Origin of the sequence: Gordonia sp. DT30, from assembly GCF_049844915.1 — a bacterium.
Taxonomy (GTDB): domain Bacteria; phylum Actinomycetota; class Actinomycetes; order Mycobacteriales; family Mycobacteriaceae; genus Gordonia.
In genome coordinates this window covers 24,532-40,356 of record NZ_JBNCLY010000008.1, presented here as the reverse complement: position 1 = coordinate 40,356, position 15,825 = coordinate 24,532, and the positions used below count along the sequence as shown (strand labels likewise).

General features: G+C 67.4%; 17 protein-coding genes. 14 read left to right on the top strand and 3 right to left on the bottom strand.

Annotated features, from left to right (window positions below; all coding sequences use genetic code 11):
- Positions 1–4: 4 nt before the first annotated feature.
- The 3 genes from ACLQ3C_RS09900 (at position 5) to ACLQ3C_RS09890 (ending at position 3,058) form a co-directional block, all read left to right on the top strand.
- On the top strand, positions 5–1,171 hold the full coding sequence (locus ACLQ3C_RS09900; protein WP_425704886.1) for an acyl-CoA dehydrogenase family protein: 1,167 nt from the start codon (positions 5–7) through the stop codon (positions 1,169–1,171).
- A 34-nt stretch (positions 1,172–1,205) separates the two neighbouring features.
- Positions 1,206–2,075: a 3-hydroxyisobutyrate dehydrogenase gene (mmsB, locus tag ACLQ3C_RS09895; protein ID WP_425704885.1), complete on the top strand. Its 870-nt coding sequence runs from the start codon at positions 1,206–1,208 to the stop codon at positions 2,073–2,075.
- A 104-nt stretch (positions 2,076–2,179) separates the two neighbouring features.
- On the top strand, positions 2,180–3,058 hold the full coding sequence (locus ACLQ3C_RS09890) for a type IV toxin-antitoxin system AbiEi family antitoxin domain-containing protein (RefSeq protein WP_425705001.1): 879 nt from the start codon (positions 2,180–2,182) through the stop codon (positions 3,056–3,058).
- Between the two features lie 71 nt (positions 3,059–3,129).
- On the opposite strand, the gene ACLQ3C_RS09885 is transcribed toward ACLQ3C_RS09890, so the two are convergent.
- Together ACLQ3C_RS09885 and ACLQ3C_RS09880 are read right to left on the bottom strand one after the other, a co-directional pair.
- Positions 3,130–3,633: a MarR family transcriptional regulator gene (locus ACLQ3C_RS09885; protein ID WP_425704884.1), complete on the bottom strand. Its 504-nt coding sequence runs from the start codon at positions 3,631–3,633 to the stop codon at positions 3,130–3,132.
- Between the two features lie 106 nt (positions 3,634–3,739).
- Entirely contained in the window at positions 3,740–4,324 is a 585-nt protein-coding gene (locus ACLQ3C_RS09880) for a TetR/AcrR family transcriptional regulator (protein ID WP_425704883.1), read from the bottom strand.
- 75 nt (positions 4,325–4,399) lie between these two features.
- On the opposite strand from ACLQ3C_RS09880, the gene ACLQ3C_RS09875 reads away from it, so the two are divergent.
- The 6 genes from ACLQ3C_RS09875 to ACLQ3C_RS09850 all read left to right on the top strand — a co-directional run bounded on the left by ACLQ3C_RS09875 (position 4,400) and on the right by ACLQ3C_RS09850 (position 9,166).
- Positions 4,400–4,894: a DUF4188 domain-containing protein gene (locus ACLQ3C_RS09875; RefSeq protein WP_425704882.1), complete on the top strand. Its 495-nt coding sequence runs from the start codon at positions 4,400–4,402 to the stop codon at positions 4,892–4,894.
- Positions 4,895–4,976: 82 nt separating this feature from the next.
- On the top strand, positions 4,977–6,314 hold the full coding sequence (locus ACLQ3C_RS09870) for a hypothetical protein (RefSeq protein WP_425704881.1): 1,338 nt from the start codon (positions 4,977–4,979) through the stop codon (positions 6,312–6,314).
- An 85-nt stretch (positions 6,315–6,399) separates the two neighbouring features.
- Positions 6,400–6,594: a hypothetical protein gene (locus tag ACLQ3C_RS09865; protein ID WP_425704880.1), complete on the top strand. Its 195-nt coding sequence runs from the start codon at positions 6,400–6,402 to the stop codon at positions 6,592–6,594.
- Positions 6,595–6,691: 97 nt separating this feature from the next.
- Complete coding sequence (locus ACLQ3C_RS09860) at positions 6,692–7,627, top strand: DUF3558 family protein (protein WP_425704879.1); 936 nt, start codon at positions 6,692–6,694, stop codon at positions 7,625–7,627.
- Positions 7,628–7,683: 56 nt separating this feature from the next.
- Positions 7,684–8,211, top strand: coding sequence for a DUF3558 domain-containing protein (locus ACLQ3C_RS09855; protein WP_425705000.1), 528 nt, complete (start codon positions 7,684–7,686; stop codon positions 8,209–8,211).
- A 64-nt stretch (positions 8,212–8,275) separates the two neighbouring features.
- Positions 8,276–9,166, top strand: coding sequence for an SMP-30/gluconolactonase/LRE family protein (locus ACLQ3C_RS09850; RefSeq protein WP_425704878.1), 891 nt, complete (start codon positions 8,276–8,278; stop codon positions 9,164–9,166).
- Here the strand turns inward: ACLQ3C_RS09850 and ACLQ3C_RS09845 are convergent.
- A complete protein-coding gene (locus ACLQ3C_RS09845) occupies positions 9,144–10,028 on the bottom strand; it encodes an acyl-[acyl-carrier-protein] thioesterase (protein ID WP_425704877.1) in 885 nt (294 codons plus the stop codon). The genes ACLQ3C_RS09850 and ACLQ3C_RS09845 overlap by 23 nt on opposite strands.
- Before the next feature lie 97 nt (positions 10,029–10,125).
- Between ACLQ3C_RS09845 and ACLQ3C_RS09840 the strand changes: the two genes are divergently transcribed.
- From ACLQ3C_RS09840 to ACLQ3C_RS09820, 5 genes are read left to right on the top strand one after another with little or no spacing between them, the layout of a single operon-like run.
- Positions 10,126–11,823 carry an FAD-dependent oxidoreductase gene (locus tag ACLQ3C_RS09840; protein ID WP_425704876.1) on the top strand — a complete coding sequence of 566 codons (1,698 nt, stop codon included), beginning with the start codon at positions 10,126–10,128 and terminating at the stop codon, positions 11,821–11,823.
- A gap of 56 nt (positions 11,824–11,879) precedes the next feature.
- Positions 11,880–13,145, top strand: a complete 1,266-nt coding sequence (locus ACLQ3C_RS09835) for a glycosyltransferase family 4 protein (RefSeq protein ID WP_425704875.1) — start codon at positions 11,880–11,882, stop codon at positions 13,143–13,145.
- A complete protein-coding gene (locus tag ACLQ3C_RS09830; RefSeq protein ID WP_425704874.1) occupies positions 13,139–13,852 on the top strand; it encodes a class I SAM-dependent methyltransferase in 714 nt (237 codons plus the stop codon). Before ACLQ3C_RS09835 ends, ACLQ3C_RS09830 begins: the two co-directional genes overlap by 7 nt.
- Positions 13,849–14,898 (top strand): prenyltransferase, encoded by a 1,050-nt coding sequence (locus ACLQ3C_RS09825; RefSeq protein WP_425704873.1) that lies wholly within the window; start codon positions 13,849–13,851, stop codon positions 14,896–14,898. The genes ACLQ3C_RS09830 and ACLQ3C_RS09825 overlap by 4 nt, the downstream gene beginning before the upstream one ends.
- 33 nt (positions 14,899–14,931) lie before the next feature.
- Entirely contained in the window at positions 14,932–15,786 is an 855-nt protein-coding gene (locus ACLQ3C_RS09820) for an LLM class F420-dependent oxidoreductase (protein ID WP_425704872.1), read from the top strand.
- Positions 15,787–15,825 lie beyond the last annotated feature (39 nt).

Below are 15,825 nucleotides of genomic sequence, written 5' to 3'. Positions count from 1 at the left end.
GTCGATGACGACCTTCGTGGATTCCGGTCTTGACGCCGACGAACGGGTGATCGTCGAGACCGCGGCCGACTTCGCTGCGAAACGACTTGCGCCACACGCGCTCGAATGGGATGCGGCGCATCACTTTCCGGTGACGGAGCTGCGTGAGGCGGCGCGGCTGGGCATGGGGGCGATCTACTGTGCCGAGGACGTCGGCGGCAGCGGGTTGCGCCGGCTGGACGGGGTGCGCATCTTTCAGCAACTCGCCTACGCGGACCCGGCGGTCGCGGCGTTCCTGTCGATCCACAACATGTGTACGTGGATGGTCGACGAGTACGGCACCACCGAGCAACGCGCGCACTGGGTGCCGCGGCTGGCGAGTATGGACACGGTGGCCAGTTACTGCCTCACCGAGCCCGGTGCGGGATCGGACGCCGCGGCGCTGACCACACGTGCCGAGCGCGTCGGTGACGATTATGTACTCACCGGCGTCAAGCAGTTCATCTCCGGCGCCGGGACCTCGGATCTGTACGTCGTGATGGCGCGCACCGGCGCCCCCGGGCCCAAGGGTATCTCGACGTTCCTCGTCGAGAAGGGCACGCCGGGACTGGGTTTCGGTGCCCAGGAACACAAGATGGGCTGGCATGCGCAGCCGACGGCGCAGGTCGTCCTCGACGGGGTACGGGTACCCGCGGGCAACCTCCTCAGCGGGCAGGAGGGGATCGGTTTCGGCATCGCGATGAACGGACTCAACGGCGGCCGGCTGAACATCGCGGCGTCGTCACTGGGCGGCGCACAGGCCGCCTTCGACAAGGCGGCGAGCTACGTGGCGTCGCGAAAGGCATTCGGATCGGTACTGCTCGACGAGCCGACCATCCGGTTCACCCTCGCCGACATGGCGACCTCGCTGCAGAGTTCACGGCTGATGTTGTGGCATGCGGCCGCCGCTCTCGACGCCGGGAGCCCGGACAAGGTCGAGCAGTGCGCGATGGCGAAACGCCATGTCACCGATGCCTGTTTCACCGTCGCCGATCAGGCATTGCAGTTGCACGGCGGCTACGGCTATCTGGCCGAGTACGGAATCGAGAAAATCGTCCGGGATCTCCGCGTGCACCGCATCCTGGAAGGGACCAACGAGATCATGCGCGTCGTGGTGGGTCGTTCCATCGCCGGCCGGTACCGACAGAATTGACACGCAGCGAGTCTGCACCTGAGGAGATGTGACAATGACGACGATCGCCTTTCTGGGACTGGGCAACATGGGCGGCCCGATGGCCGTGAACCTGGTAGGGGCCGGGCACACGGTGCATGGTTTCGACCCGGTGCCGGAAGCGGCGGAACTAGCCCGGCGCAACGGGATCGAGACCTTCCCGACAGCGGTCGAGGCCGTCTCGGTGGCGCAGGTGGTGATCACGATGCTGCCGAGCGGGGCCATCGTCAAGAAGGTCTACGAGGAGATCCTGCCGGCCACGGCGACCGGTGCGCTGTTGATCGACTCGTCGACGATCTCGGTGGCCGACGCGCGTGAGGTCCACGAGCAGGCCGCCGCCGAGGGTTTCGCGCAGGTCGATGCCCCGGTGTCGGGAGGGGTCAAGGGCGCGACCGCAGGCACCCTGGCCTTCATGGTCGGCGGCAGCGAGGACGCGTTCAGTGCGGCTCGGACCACGCTGGACCCGATGGCGGGCAAGATCATCCACTGCGGCGAGCCCGGCGCCGGGCAGGCGGCCAAGGTGTGCAACAACATGTTGCTGGCCGTGCAGCAGATCGCGGTGGGTGAGGCGTTCGTCCTGGCCCAGAGACTCGGACTGTCCGATCAGGCGCTCTACGACGTGGTGACCGGCGCGACCGGCAACTGCTGGGCCATCGAGAGCAACTGTCCGGTACCGGGACCCGCGCCGACGTCGCCGGCCAACAACGATTTCCGGCCCGGTTTCGCGACGGCGCTGATGAACAAGGACCTCGGCCTGGCGATGGACGCCGTCGCCGACACGGGTGCCCGCGCCCCGCTGGGAACCCATGCCGCGCAACTGTATCGGGCGTTCGCCGAGCAGCATTCGGACCTCGACTTCTCGGCGATCATCGACACCCTGCGCTGAGCCGTCCGATCAGTATGACGTTTCCCCCGGAATCCGGGGGAAACGTCATACTGATCACGCTGCCGACGATGGAACCGGACACGCTCGGCTCGCGTCCAATCGCCATGGACATACACGAGTTGTCGGTGCGTCGTGACGGCGTGTTCACCACCAGGGAAGCGCTCGACTGCGGCGTCAGCGAGTCGGCCATCGCGCGACGCATGGCGTCGGGCGCATGGACCGAGGTGGCACACGGCGTCCACCTCGTCGCCGGCCACCCCAGGGGCGCTCGGGCACAGGCGCGGATCGCGGTGCTCTCGGTGCACAAGAATGCGGTTCTGGGTGGCGCGGCGGCAGCGTGGTGGCTCGGCCTGTGCTCCGAGGAACCGCGAAAACACCTGGTATTCACTCAGACCCGGGGCCGTGCCCGCCGATCGTCGGCGACTGCGGTGAGCCGCTATCGCGAACTCGATGACGAGGACGTCGTCGTGCGTGACGGACTTCGGACGACGGCGGCGGATCTCACCGTGCTCGAAGCGTCACTCGTTCTGGGGCTGTCCTTCATGGACTCGGCATTGCTGTCGGGGCGCGTGACGCCGGAGACCCTCGCCGACGTTCACGCCCGCTACCCGAAGCGACATGGCGCAGGCAAGGCATCGGCCTACCTGAGGCTCATCGGCGACGGTGCCCGTTCGGAAGCCGAGCGGCTCACCGTGCGAATCTTGCGTGCGGCAGGGATTTCCGGCTGGGTGGCGAACCTGCCGGCCTGCGGGTACGTGATCGACTTCGCATTTCCCGACCGGAAGGTCGCGGTGGAGATCGACGGCTTCGCCTATCATCGCGACGCCGCCGCCTTTCAGCGGGATCGCACCAAACGCAACGCGCTGATGCGCAATGGCTGGCATGTCCTCAATTACACGTGGGCCGACCTCGTCGACCGACCCGACCAGGTCGCCGCGGAGATCGCGGCCGCCCTGCGCTCGTCGTCCGCGAGATCAGCGTGATCAGTATGACGTTTCCCCCGGATTCCGGGGGAAACGTCATACTGATCGGTTGGAAGGCGACCAGACCAGGCTCAGAAGTCCCCGGCGTGGTGGCGCAGTGACTGGATTGCGCCGACGAGACCGCCGATCTCGTCGCCGTCCATCCCGACGTCGGCGAACACCTCGCGATTGAGAGTGGCGGTCGCGTCCTCGACGGTGGTGCGGCCGAGTTCGGTGATCTCCACCAAGGTGGTGCGGCCATCGGTGGGGTGGGGGAGCCGCCGCACGAGCCCCGCTTCGTCGAGTCGCCGGATCGCGTGCGTGACGCTGGTGACGTGGACCTGTAGGCGATCGCTGGCCTTGGTGATGGGGAGCGCGCCCTGTCGCGAGAAGGCCAGCAGCCGAAGCAATTCGAACCGCGAGAACGTCAGATCGTAGGGCCGCAAGGCGCTCTCGACACGCGCCAGCAGGATCTGGTGGGCGCGCATCACGGATGTGACCGCGACCATCCCATCGGAGACGTCGCCCCATCCGGCGGCGGTCCAGTTCGCCTTGGCCTCGGCGATCGGGTCAAAACGCATGCGGTGACCTGCCATGCGTCTGACCCTATCCCGGCTGGTGATACGAGGTGTCCGGACACCAACGAACCTGTTGCCGTGGTTCGCCATCGAATTCCGGGGCACTGCTGTGTCCGTATCGATCTCAGCGGGGCGCGGCGCGCCACCCGTCGACGATGGCGCCGATCGCGAGCGCGGGGTCGGCGCTTTCGGGGAAGAGGCCGGCGAGCAGCAGCAAGGCCGCGCCGTGGACCTGTGACCACAACGATGCCGCGACCGTCATCGGGTCGGCGCGGCGAAAGGTGCCCGACTCGATGGCCTGGCACACCGCGTCATGTAGTGGGGTGAAGGCCTCGACGCCGGCGGCGCTGGTCTCTGGACTCGGTTCGATGCCGACGGCGGTCAGGCCGAACATGAGCTCGTACAGACGCGGGTTCGCCAGCGCCCAGCCGACATAGGCGACGCCGAGATCCACGAGGGGCTCGCCGGTGCGCGCGTCGAGGGCGGCACGCTGGGCGGTGCTGAACCTCCGGAAGGCGCGGACGAGAACCGCGCGGGTCAACTCGTCCTTGCTTCCGAAGAGCGAGTACACCGCCGTGGTCGACGTCGAGGCGCCCTGCGCGGCGGTGCGGACCGACAGTGCGCCGAGGCCTTTGGACCCCACGATCTCGATGGCGACGTCGATGAGGCGTTCGCGGAGATCGGCATCGTGGATCCGAGGTCTTGCCATGTCTCCCATCGTTCCATAACATCGTTTCATAACAGTGTTACAAAACCATGATGTTGCACAACAAGGGAGCTGATGATGGTCGAGTCCGAAGCGCGTCGTTTCACCAACCAAGCCCCGCCCGACGGGACGGCACTATTCCTCATCGGGATGACCCTGCCGCGACTCCGGCATCCGCGCGCGTGGCTGTCGGTCTTCCTCGCCATGCCGCGAATGCTCTGGTATCTCAAGGCGAATGCGGAGACCGGGCTGCTGTCGGCCAGGTTGTACCTCGGTTCGTCGATCATGGTGGTGTCCTACTGGCGTTCGGCCGAGGATGTCCGACGCTTCGCCGCCGACGGCGCGGCTCCGCATCTCCCGGCGTGGCGGCGCTTCACCAAGCGTTTCGCCGATACGAACGCGGTTGGCATCTGGCATGAGACCTATGTCATCGGCGAACACGAGACGATCGCCAGCGGCATGTCGCCGCGGGGGTTGTCCGAGGCGGTCGGTGCGGTGCCCGTCGGGGTCGGCACGGCCACTGCGGCACAACGGATTCACCAATCCGTGGAGTCGATGGGATCGTCGGCGTGACGTGACCGCGCATTCCGTGCACGCCGACGGTTATTCGTGGTTGACTCCTCTCAGTTTTTGTTCAGGTGAGAGAGGTCGGCAGATGGCCATTGCGTCGATGCGTCACGAACACCCACGGCGGCGCATGCGTTTCGGGACGGCCGCCGTCGCGCTGCTGTCGGTCCTCGCGATCGGTCTCGGCATGACGATGGGGGAGGGGCAGGCGCAGGCGGTGGCGGTGCCGAGCCCCACCGGCAGCCTCGGCGACGTGATCGCCGCGCTGGCGAACAACAAGCTCTCGCAAGACCTCGCCAAGCAGTGGCGGCTGGATCTCTGTGCCGCCGACTCCGACGGCGGACCGCACGACGGCGGTGCCGACTGCACCGGATCGATGGGAGTCGGTGTGGCCGTGGTGCTTCCGACCGCTATCGAACTCGTTCCGGCGCTACCGAACGCCCCGCTCCCCGTAGGTGCGGCGAAGGTCATCGGCGACGGCTTCCAGTTCGCCCTCGCCTCGGGTGGTGGGCAGGCGACCGCGATCTCTTATCTCCCGCTGAGCCTCGCCACGGCCGGCGCGAGCGACGGCCGGACGGCGTATGCGTTCGCGGTCATCGGGATGGCCGATGCGTGGACGACGAGTGAGATCCCGGTCAAGCTGTTCACCAGCCGCGTTGGGGCGATACCGGCGATCACTCAGGTGAACTGTTATGGCGCGCTTGCCGCGGCGTATGCCGAGAACGTCGGCGCGTGTGCGAACGTCCTGGGTACCTTCGACGTCAAACTCGATCAGCTGCAGCGCATTCCGCAGCTGCAACTCGCGCTGACCGACCCCACTGCCGTCGTGTTCGACCCGGCGACAGTGCTGACGACCGCACTGGGGAAGCTTCTCCACGGGCAGGGTTTCACCCTCAGCAAGGACGTCGCCCGGCTTTCGCTCGGCGGCGATTCGATCCTCGCGCTGACGAGCGACTACGGTCTGTCGGCGCCGATCACGATCGACTGGCTCGGGTCGACGATCACGATCTTCCCGACGGCCCATATCGACGGCGCCGACCGCCCCAACGGCCTGGCGCTGCCGCACATCTCCGGCGGCGCGCTCGACACGTCGAAGCTCGCCCCGGCCGTCACGGTTCCCAAGAGCGCACTGCCGTTCGGACTCGCGCCGATCACGCCGGGCAGTGCCACCGCCCCGGCCACCGCGGTGATGCGGTCGTCGCGCGTCGCGGACACGGTCCTGCAGTCCTCGACACCGCAGTCCTCGACACCGCAGGCCTCGACACCGCAGTCCTCGACACCGCCGGCCTCGACACCGCACCCAGCGCAACCGACGTCGACGGCATCCGCTCCGTCATCTCCGGCGCCCACGCCGGGCGACGGTTCTGCCGGTGGCTCGGACGAGGTCACGACAGGTAATACCCGGACGGTCGCCACGGCCGGCTGACGGGCAGGGTTCTTCGCCTTGGTGGTGGCGTCGCAGCAGTTCGATACAGTGGGTGAGGCAACTCGCCGACAAGGAGCCCGCCGTCATGGCCATTGATCCGAACAAGAGCAAAGCCGTCAGTCAGGTGGTGCGGCAGCATCCGGTGATGAGCCTTGTCGCCGTCTCGCCGGGTATCGCGATCTTCGTTCTGCTCTGGGTGTTCGGGATCGAATGGCTGGCCATCATTTTCGCGATCGCCGCGATCGGCGGTGGCTACTACGCGCTGACGCGGCAGAAGTAGGTATGCCGATGTCGCCCCGCCCCCGGCAGGATCACTACCCCCGGCAGGATCAGTACCCCCGGCAGGATCACTGCAGTCCCCGAGAGGTTCGCTGACCGTGGCGTCCACTCGCGTCGACAGCTGGATCTGGGCGGTCCGCCTCACCAAGACCCGATCGGCGGCCGGTGCCGCCTGCCGCGGCGGCCACGTGCGCGTCAACGACACCAGTGCCAAGCCCGCCCAACAGGTGGCGGTCGGCGATCGGGTGCAGGTCCGGCTCGCGGGCCACGAACGCGTCGTCGAGGTCACCAAGGTGATCAGCAAACGCGTGTCCGCGCCGGCCGCGGCAGAGTGCTACATCGACCACAGCCCGCCCCCACCCCCGCGGGAACTCGTCGCCGGTGTGCCCCGGCGCGATCGCGGCGCCGGCCGACCCACCAAGCGTGAGCGCCGCGACCTCGAGAAATTCCGCGGCGGCACAGCCCTTCTCGCGCTGGCCGCGATTCTGTCGGTCGTCATCGTGGGGGCGACGGCGTGCTCATCGAATTCCGATGACCAGACCCCGGCCGCCCGTCATACCCCGGAGGCTCCGGGACCGGCGGGCGCCGGTCCCTTCTTCGGGGAGTGCGGCGGCGTGAGCACCGACGAGGTCTCGCGGATCACCAACTTCGGCGCCCTGAAGCTCGCTGTCGACAATCCGTCGGTGTGCGAGTGGAGTACGGGCCCCAGCCGCACCGGGGCGGTCGCATCGTTCAACTGGTATCGGGGCTCGCCGATCGGACGGGAACGCGGCACCGAACAACTCTCGCGCGCATCGATCGAAGACATCGATCTCAACGGGCACAAGGGATTCATCGCCTCCGATGAGGGTATCTGCGAGATCGGGATCGAGTTCGGTGCCGACTTCTTCGAATGGTCGGTGAGCGCCGGTACGCCATCAGCAGGCTCCCCGCCCCCCGGTAGCCCGCCCGCAGGTACCCCGCCGAGCGATCCCGGCGCCATCTGCAATGCCGCGCGCCAGCTCTCGACTCTGTCGATCGAGCGGGCGAAATGACCGCCGGCGCGCGCCATACGCGCTCATCGGCACGGCGGCGGACGCTGATAGTGGTGATGGTGATGCTCGTCGTCACCCTTGCCGCCGCGTGTTCGCGGTCGGTCGACGGCCAGCCATTGTCGGTGCAGCAGGCCGACTCCCAGGGCAGCGGGTCCGGCAATGTCGACACCGATCAATACGATGAGCTCACGCTGGAATGCCAGATCCTGCGGACCGACCAGGTGGCCAAGGCGGTCGGCGGGACAAGTGCGGAGGCCATCTTCTTCGGCGCGAACTGCCGCTGGTACGTCGACGGGCCGGTCGCCGCGTACGTCACCTTCAACTGGTTCGAGTGGGGCAGTGTCAACGTCGAGAAGGACACCGCCAAACGGCTCGGCTACGATACCGAGAACATCAAGATCGCAAGTCAGGCTGCATTCACCCAGACCCAGGCCCGTCGGCCCGGAGTCTGCGGGGTGACGACGCGCGCACCCAGTCGCGGCATCTACACGTTCTGGGTGGAGCCGGTGGGCGGCGGGGCCGCGCAGGACCCGTGTGTTGCGCCGACCAAATTGATGCAATTGGTGCTCAACGGCGGACAGTGAGTTCGCCTCGGCGAGGGGTGAATCGGTGTTCGGAGTTGCACGGACGGGGATTACGATCGGGGCCGTGCTCGCGGCGGCGCTCGGCGGATGGACCGCATCGGCGCGCGCGGAAGCCGCGTCGTGTCCGGTGGTACACGCCGAGACCCTCGTTCCGGGTTCCGGCGTCGACGGCTGGGCCGAGAACGTCCTCGTCACCGACGGATCGATCTGGGTGTCGCGCACGTTCGGTGACGTCGTCGAACGCTACGACGCGTCCGGTCGACGAACCGAATCGATCGCGGTGCGCGCGCCCGGCTCGATCCGGCAGGGCCCCGACGGTCTGCTGTATGTCACCTCGGGCGATACGACGGCCAATATGATTCCCGGCGCGCCGCGAACCGGATCCGTGGTGCGCTTCGATCCGCAGTCGCGCGCACCGATCGCCCGGACCTTCGCCGCCGGGCTCGGGATGCCCAACGGGTTGGCCATCGACGCGCACGGCGCCGTGTATGTGGCCGACGGGGCGCTCGGCGTCCTACGACTGCGGCCTGACGGGCACATCGACGAACCATGGTCGTCGCGCGCACCCAAGAATCTCGCCCCGACGGCGACCGTGAACGGAACGTCCGCCAATGGTCTGGTCGCGGTGGGCGACGATCTGTACCTGACGATGACGACCAGCCTCACCGGGCGGGTGCTGCGGGTACCGATCGCGAATCCCGCGGCCGTGACGCCCGCCGCCGACCTCACCGCGCCACTGCCGGGCATTCTCGACGATCTCGTCGCCCTCGATGACACCACCCTTGCCGTCGCATCGACGACCGGTCAGCTCCATTTCGTGAATCTGCGCTCCCGCCAAGTGTGTTCGTCGACGGTCGGGGTGCCGCTGAGCGCGCTCGCGGCCGTCCCCGGTCAGCGTGACACGGTGGTCGCGACGTCCGAGAACGGTCAGATCATGAGGTTGCGCTGGTCCTGAGGTCACCGCGAGTCACCGACACCGTTGCCGCGACGCGCAACTCGCCGGGAGCGTCTTCGCCTGCGGGCACCATCATCCACACCAGGAGCCGATCGGGTTCGCGAACGCGGCGCAGCGTGAGGGGCGTGCCCGGCACGATCGGGCGCAGATACTCGATCACCGTGCGATGCGGACCGTCGATCAGATCCGGATGGTCGATGAGCTCGTCTTCGATCGCCTCGAGGTACGCGGCGTTGTTCAGATGTTTGAACGGGTCGAAATCGGTACTGCGCAGGACATGTTCGCGATCGGGGAGGTCGAGCAGTTCGGGGGCCGGTGCGGTCTCGGGGTTCATCGGCTTCCACCGCAGCCGGTGCACGTCGGTCATCGACGAGAGCATCTCGAAGGCCTCATCGGACAGGCGTGACGGCATCCCGAGATCGTTGACGTTGATCCAGAAGGCCTCGGTCTCGATCAGTCCCGCGGGCCGCGGTTGCGGATTGAATCGGTTGGTCTCGTGCTCGGCGGTCAGCCGCACCCGCATATTGGTCCAGCGTGTCGAGAGCGCACCGCACCACCGCTGTGCGGTGATCGCGGCCGGCCACGAGAACGGCCGGATGACGTCGATGACGGTGCGCCGCACGATCCAGAAGGGGTCGGTGTCGCCGAAGTCGGTGGCGTCGATGTTGTCGTTGGCGACGTCCTGCAGATAGCGGGCGACGGCGTCGAGACGGACCCGCATCTGCTGGTCCACGTCACCGGTGCGGATCCGGTAGCCGGCCTCGAAGTGGCGTGCGCCATCCTTGCGAGCGGGCAACGGATCGAAGGCCGCGGGGGAAGTCGTTTCCGGCCGGGGTGCGTCGGGTTGGGCAGAAGTGCTCACTCGGGTCCTCGCATGTCGCCTGGTGTGTCAGGGTTAAGATACAGTGAGGCCCAAAACTAGAACACGTTCCAGGTGGATTGAGGCAAGGAAACCGCAGATGGCGCATGTGATCACCCGACCGTGTTGTAACGACGCATCGTGCGTCGCCGTGTGCCCGGTGAACTGTATTCACCCCACGCCCGACGAGCCGGAGTTCTTCACCGCCGAGATGCTGTTCATCGATCCGGAGACGTGCATCGATTGCGGTGCCTGCATCGACGAATGCCCGGTGGACGCGATCATCCCCGACGATCAGCTCGAGCCGCGCGACGAGCCGTACCTGCAGATCAACGCCGACTACTACAACGATCACGAGGTGGACGGCGGACTGGTGCCGCCGAAGAAGGCGCCGCAACTGCCCGATGCGCCGCTGCACATCGCCATCGTCGGCGCCGGCCCGGCCGCGTTCTACGCCGCCGAGGAACTCGTCCGCCGCCGGCAGGTCGCCGTCGACATGTTCGACCGTCTGCCCACGCCCTACGGCCTCGTGCGGGCAGGCGTGGCTCCCGACCACGCGGCGACCAAGGGCGTCGAATCCGGGTTCTCGGCCACCGCGACCAAAACGAACTTCACCTACCACCTCGACGTCGAGGTGGGTAAACACATCAGTCACGACGAGCTGGCGCAGCGCTACCACGCGGTGATCTACGCCGTCGGCGCCCCCACCGATCGGCGGCTCGGCATCGACGGGGAGGACCTGCCGAACTCGTTGCCCGCCACCGAATTCGTGGCGTGGTACAACGGCCACCCCGACTACGCCGAGCTGGCCGTGGATCTCTCGGCACCGCGCGCGGTGGTCATCGGCAACGGCAACGTGGCCCTCGACGTCGCCCGCATCCTCGTCACCGATCCCGACGAGCTGGCCCGCACCGACATCGCCGACCATGCACTGGCGGCGCTGCGCGACTCAAAGATCACCGAGGTGGTGTTGCTCGGACGGCGCGGGGTCGCGCAGGCGGCCTACACCAACAGCGAGTTCCTGGCACTCGGGGAGGTCGAGGGCGTCGACGTCATCGTCGAACCGGATGAGTTGACCCTCGATCCGGCGACCGAGGCGGCGCTGGCCGACGGCACGCTCGATTCGACCATCGCCACCAAGATCCGGCTCGCCCGCGAGTTCTCGCAGCGACCGGCCACCCCGGGCAATCGGCGCATCGAGTTCCGGTTCCTGGGCTCACCGCTGTCCATCGAGGCGGGCGAGACCAAGGGCACGGGAAAGGTGGCGACGGTGACCGCGGTGCGCAACGTCTACGCCGACGCGCCGGGCACCGAACAGGTCGCCATCACCCCGACCGAGGAGCGCTTCGACATCGACGCGGGACTGGTGTTGCGGGCGATCGGATATCGTGGCGTACCGATCACCGATCTGCCCTTCGACCAAGGACACGCGGTGGTCCCCAACACCGCAGGCCGGGTGCAGACCGCTGCCGGCGGTGACGTCATCCCCGGCCTTTACGTCGCCGGCTGGATCAAGCGCGGTGCGACCGGGGGAATCGGGAGGAATCGTTTGTGCGGTCAGGAGACGGCGGAATCGGTGCTCACCGACTTCGTCGCGGGCGCACTTCCCGAGCCGACCCTCTCGCGTGAGGACGTCGCCGAACTGGTCGCCGACCGCGGCGCGCGGCGCATCGACCTGGCCGGGTGGAAGCGCATCGACCAGGTCGAACGAGCGGCCGGCAAGACCGCAGGCCGCCGACGTGTGAAGCTTGTGGACATCGGTGATCTGGAAAGCGCCGCCGAAGCGGAACCCGGCTGAGGTCCCCTCGCCGACCGCCAGCGGACCAACCACACGAGAAGAACGGGGTACACGACGTGCGCGTCGCACTGCTCTCCTACCGCAGCAAGCCACATTGCGGGGGCCAAGGGGTCTACATCCGGCATCTGAGCCGCGAACTCGCGCTCCTCGGTCACGAGGTCGAGATCTTCTCCGGCCAGCCGTATCCGGACCTCGACCAGGCCGCGCTCGATGCCGGTGTAAGTCTCACCAAGGTGCCCAGCCTCGGTCTCTACGACGAACCCGATCCGTTCCGCACGCCGCGGCCCGGGGAGTACCGCGACTGGATCGACGCCCTCGAGGTGTCCTCGATGTGGACGGCGAGCTTCGGTGAGCCGCTGACCTTCAGTCTGCGAGTGGCCCGGCTGCTCGCCGACCGGCGCGACGACTTCGACATCGTCCACGACAACCAGTGCCTCGGCTACGGACTGCTGCAGATCCAGAAGGCCGGCTTCCCCCTGATCGCGACGATCCATCACCCGATCACCCGCGACCGCACCCTGGCGGTGAAAGCGGCCAAGGGCTGGCGAAAGATCACCGCCTGGCGCTGGCACTCGTTCCTGCGCATGCAGGGCCGGGTGTCGCGGCGCATCCCCGAATTGCTGACTGTCTCGCGCAGCAGCGAGGTCGACATCCGCAAGGCCTTCGACATCCCCTCCGGCCGCATCACCACCATCCCGCTCGGCGTCGACACGGAAATCTTCAGGCCCGCCGAGAGTTCCCGCATCCCCGGCCGCATCGTCTGCGTCGCCAGCGCCGACGCCCCACTCAAGGGCGTGTCGTATCTCCTCGAGGCGGTCGCCAAGCTGGCATCGGAGCGTGACGTCACCCTGACGCTGGTGTCCAAACTCGATCCGGCCGGACCGTCGGCCACGCTCATCGACGACCTGGCGATCGCCGATCGCGTCGAGGTCGTGTCGGGACTGTCCGACGAGGAGATGGCGCAGCTGCTCGCGTCGGCCGAAGTGGCTTGCGTGCCATCGTTGTACGAGGGTTTCTCGTTGCCGGCCGTGGAGGCGATGAGCTGTGGCACCCCGCTGGTGGCCACCCGCGCCGGGGCCATCCCCGAAGTCGTCGGCACCGACGGCGCCGCGGCCCGGTTGGTGCCTCCCAGCGACTCCGGCAAACTTGCGCAAGAGATCGGCCGGCTACTCGACGACGCCGACCTGCGTGCCGAGATGGGGGCGGCCGGGCGACGGCGCGTCGAGGAACGCTACAGCTGGGCGGCCGTGGCCGCGAAGACCGCCGAGCACTATCAGACGGTGCTGAATCGGGTGACGACAGAGGAGACGAGTGCGTGCTGACAGTTGATTTCGACCGGCTGGGTGTGGGACCGCAGACCACTGTGATCGACATCGGGGCCGGGCAGGGCAGACACTCGTTCGAGATGTTCCGACGTGGCGCGGATGTGATCGCGTTCGACCAATCCGAGTCCGACATGGGCGACGTGGCCGAGATGTTCGACGCGATGATGGCCGAAAACCAGGTGCCCGCCGCGGCCAAGGCTCGTGCCGAGGTCGGCGACGCGTTGCGGCTTCCCTACGCCGACAACAGCTTCGACGTCGTGCTGATGTCGGAGATCCTCGAACACATTCCGTCGGACGAGGCGGCGATCGCCGAGATGGTGCGTGTGCTGCGTCCCGGCGGGCTGGCCGCGGTGACGGTGCCACGCTACTGGCCGGAGAAGGTGTGCTGGGCGCTCTCGGACGAGTACCACGAGGTCGAGGGCGGCCACGTGCGGATCTACAAGGCCTCCGAGCTGGCAGGCAAGCTCTCGGCGGCGGGCCTCGAGGTCACCGGCACCGATCACGCGCATGCGTTGCATGCCCCGTACTGGTGGCTCAAATGCGCTGTGGGCGTGGAGAACAACGACAATCCGTTGGTCAAGGGCTATCACCAGTTGCTCGTATGGGACATGATGAGCAAGCCGTGGCTGACCCGGGTCGGTGAGCAGGTCCTCAATCCGGTCATCGGCAAATCGGTCGCCCTGTATCTGCGCAAGCCGGAATGAGTCGGCTCACACCGGAGATCGCCGGTGTGCTGAGTGCCGAGCAGGTGATAGCGACGGGCGCGGCCATCGTCGGCATGCAAGAGGAATCCGGTGCGCTGCCATGGTTTCCGGGTGGCCAGACCGATCCGTGGGATCACGTCGAATCGGCGATGGCCTTGAGCGTCACCGGGTTTCACGCCGAGGCCCGGGCGGCCTACGACTGGTCGCGGCGCGGGCAACGCGCCGACGGTTCATGGCCGATCCGGATCGTGTGCGGCACCGTCGTCGACGACGGGATCGACGCCAACTTCTGCGCCTACATCGCGGTCGGCGTGTGGCATCACTACCTGATCACGGGCGACGCGGCATTCCTCGAGCGGATGTGGCCGACGGTGTGGTCGGCGATCGATCTGGTGTGCCGATTCCAGCGGCCCGACGGCGCCTTCCGCTGGGGCGGCGCCCACCACACGCATGCGATGTTCGACGAGGCGCTCATCACCGGTAACGCGAGCATCTACCAATCGCTCGACTGCGCCATCCGCATCGCCGCGGAACTCGATCAGCCCGACGAGGACTGGGTGCGCGCGTTCAAGGCACTCGGCGAGGCGTTCCGCACCCGGGTCGACGTCTTCGAGGCGCCGTCGGAACATTCGATGGACTGGTATTACCCGGTTCTCGGTGGCGCATTGCGCGGCGCGGAGGGGCAGGAACTGATCGCCCGCCGGTGGGACGAATTCGTCGTCGCAGGCACGGGGGTGCGCTGCGTCGATCACCGGCCGTGGGTGACCGGGGCGGAGACCTCCGAGCTGGCGCTGGCCCTCGACGCGCTCGGCGACACCGCCGACGCCGTCGACCTGATCGCCTCCATCCAGCATCTGCGTGATCCGGACGGCTCCTACTGGACGGGTCTCGTCTTCGCCGACGGTAAGCGCTGGCCGGTCGAGAAGAGCTGCTGGACATCGGCGGCGGTGATACTTGCGGCCGATGCGGTGAGCGGCGCGTCGGCGGCCAACGGAATCTTCCGGGACGTGGGCAGCTGGAGCCGACAAAACGAGAACGTGTTCTAGACAGCTGTCCAGTCCTGTGTCTATCATTCGATCATGGATTTCGGGATCGTTCAGTTCACCAGTGACCGGGGACTGAAGCCCCACGTGCTCGCGCCGCTCATCGAGGAGGCGGGCTTCGCGTCGTACTTCGTGCCCGAGCACGGGCACATCCCCACCCGGCGCGACGCCGCGCATCCGCAGACCGGCGACGCCTCGCTGCCCGACGACCGCTACATGCGCACGCTGGATCCGTGGACGTCGCTGGCCGCGGCCGCCGCGGTCACGGAGCGGATTCGGCTGTCCACGGCGGTTGCGCTGCCGGTGCAGTCCGATCCGATCACGCTCGCCAAGACCCTGGCCACCCTCGATCACCTCTCCGATGGGCGGCTGTCTCTCGGTGTCGGATTCGGTTGGAACCTGGACGAATTGGCCGACCACCACGTCCCGCCGAAGCTGCGGCGCACGATGCTGCGCGAATACCTCGAGGCCATGCGGGCGCTGTGGACCGATGAGGAGGCCGAATATCACGGCGACTTCGTCGATTTCGGTCCGAGCTGGGCCTGGCCTAAACCTCAGGCGCATATCCCGACCTTCGTCGGGGCCGCGGGCAACGAGAAGAACTTCCGCTGGATCGCGCGCAGTGCGGACGGCTGGATCACCACACCCGGCGAGGATGATATCGAGGGTTCGGTGGCACTGCTCCAGGAGATCTGGCGTACCGCCGGACGTGACGGCAGCCCGCAGATCGTCGTCCTCGACTTCAAGCCCGTCGAGGAGAAACTCGCAAAGTGGCGCGAGATCGGTGTCACCACAGTGCTTTACGGCCTGCCGGACGACTCGGTGGAGCGTGCCCGCGGCTATCTCGCCAAGCTCGCCGGCAAGCTGGGCCTCGCCCCTGCCGTCGTCTAGGCGGAAGCTGGGCCGAAGCCCTATGAAGTTCTCAACGAA

Excerpts from the sequence above, each read along its gene's own strand:
- ACLQ3C_RS09900 (WP_425704886.1), top strand. The coding sequence starts at position 5 with ATGACGACCTTCGTGGATTCCGGTCTTGACGCCGACGAACGGGTGATC.
- mmsB (WP_425704885.1), top strand. The coding sequence starts at position 1,206 with ATGACGACGATCGCCTTTCTGGGACTGGGCAACATGGGCGGCCCGATG.
- ACLQ3C_RS09890 (WP_425705001.1), top strand. The coding sequence starts at position 2,180 with ATGGACATACACGAGTTGTCGGTGCGTCGTGACGGCGTGTTCACCACC.
- ACLQ3C_RS09885 (WP_425704884.1), bottom strand. The coding sequence starts at position 3,633 with ATGGCAGGTCACCGCATGCGTTTTGACCCGATCGCCGAGGCCAAGGCG.
- ACLQ3C_RS09880 (WP_425704883.1), bottom strand. The coding sequence starts at position 4,324 with ATGGCAAGACCTCGGATCCACGATGCCGATCTCCGCGAACGCCTCATC.
- ACLQ3C_RS09875 (WP_425704882.1), top strand. The coding sequence starts at position 4,400 with ATGGTCGAGTCCGAAGCGCGTCGTTTCACCAACCAAGCCCCGCCCGAC.
- ACLQ3C_RS09870 (WP_425704881.1), top strand. The coding sequence starts at position 4,977 with ATGGCCATTGCGTCGATGCGTCACGAACACCCACGGCGGCGCATGCGT.
- ACLQ3C_RS09865 (WP_425704880.1), top strand. The coding sequence starts at position 6,400 with ATGGCCATTGATCCGAACAAGAGCAAAGCCGTCAGTCAGGTGGTGCGG.
- ACLQ3C_RS09855 (WP_425705000.1), top strand. The coding sequence starts at position 7,684 with ATGGTGATGCTCGTCGTCACCCTTGCCGCCGCGTGTTCGCGGTCGGTC.
- ACLQ3C_RS09840 (WP_425704876.1), top strand. The coding sequence starts at position 10,126 with ATGGCGCATGTGATCACCCGACCGTGTTGTAACGACGCATCGTGCGTC.
- ACLQ3C_RS09825 (WP_425704873.1), top strand. The coding sequence starts at position 13,849 with ATGAGTCGGCTCACACCGGAGATCGCCGGTGTGCTGAGTGCCGAGCAG.
- ACLQ3C_RS09820 (WP_425704872.1), top strand. The coding sequence starts at position 14,932 with ATGGATTTCGGGATCGTTCAGTTCACCAGTGACCGGGGACTGAAGCCC.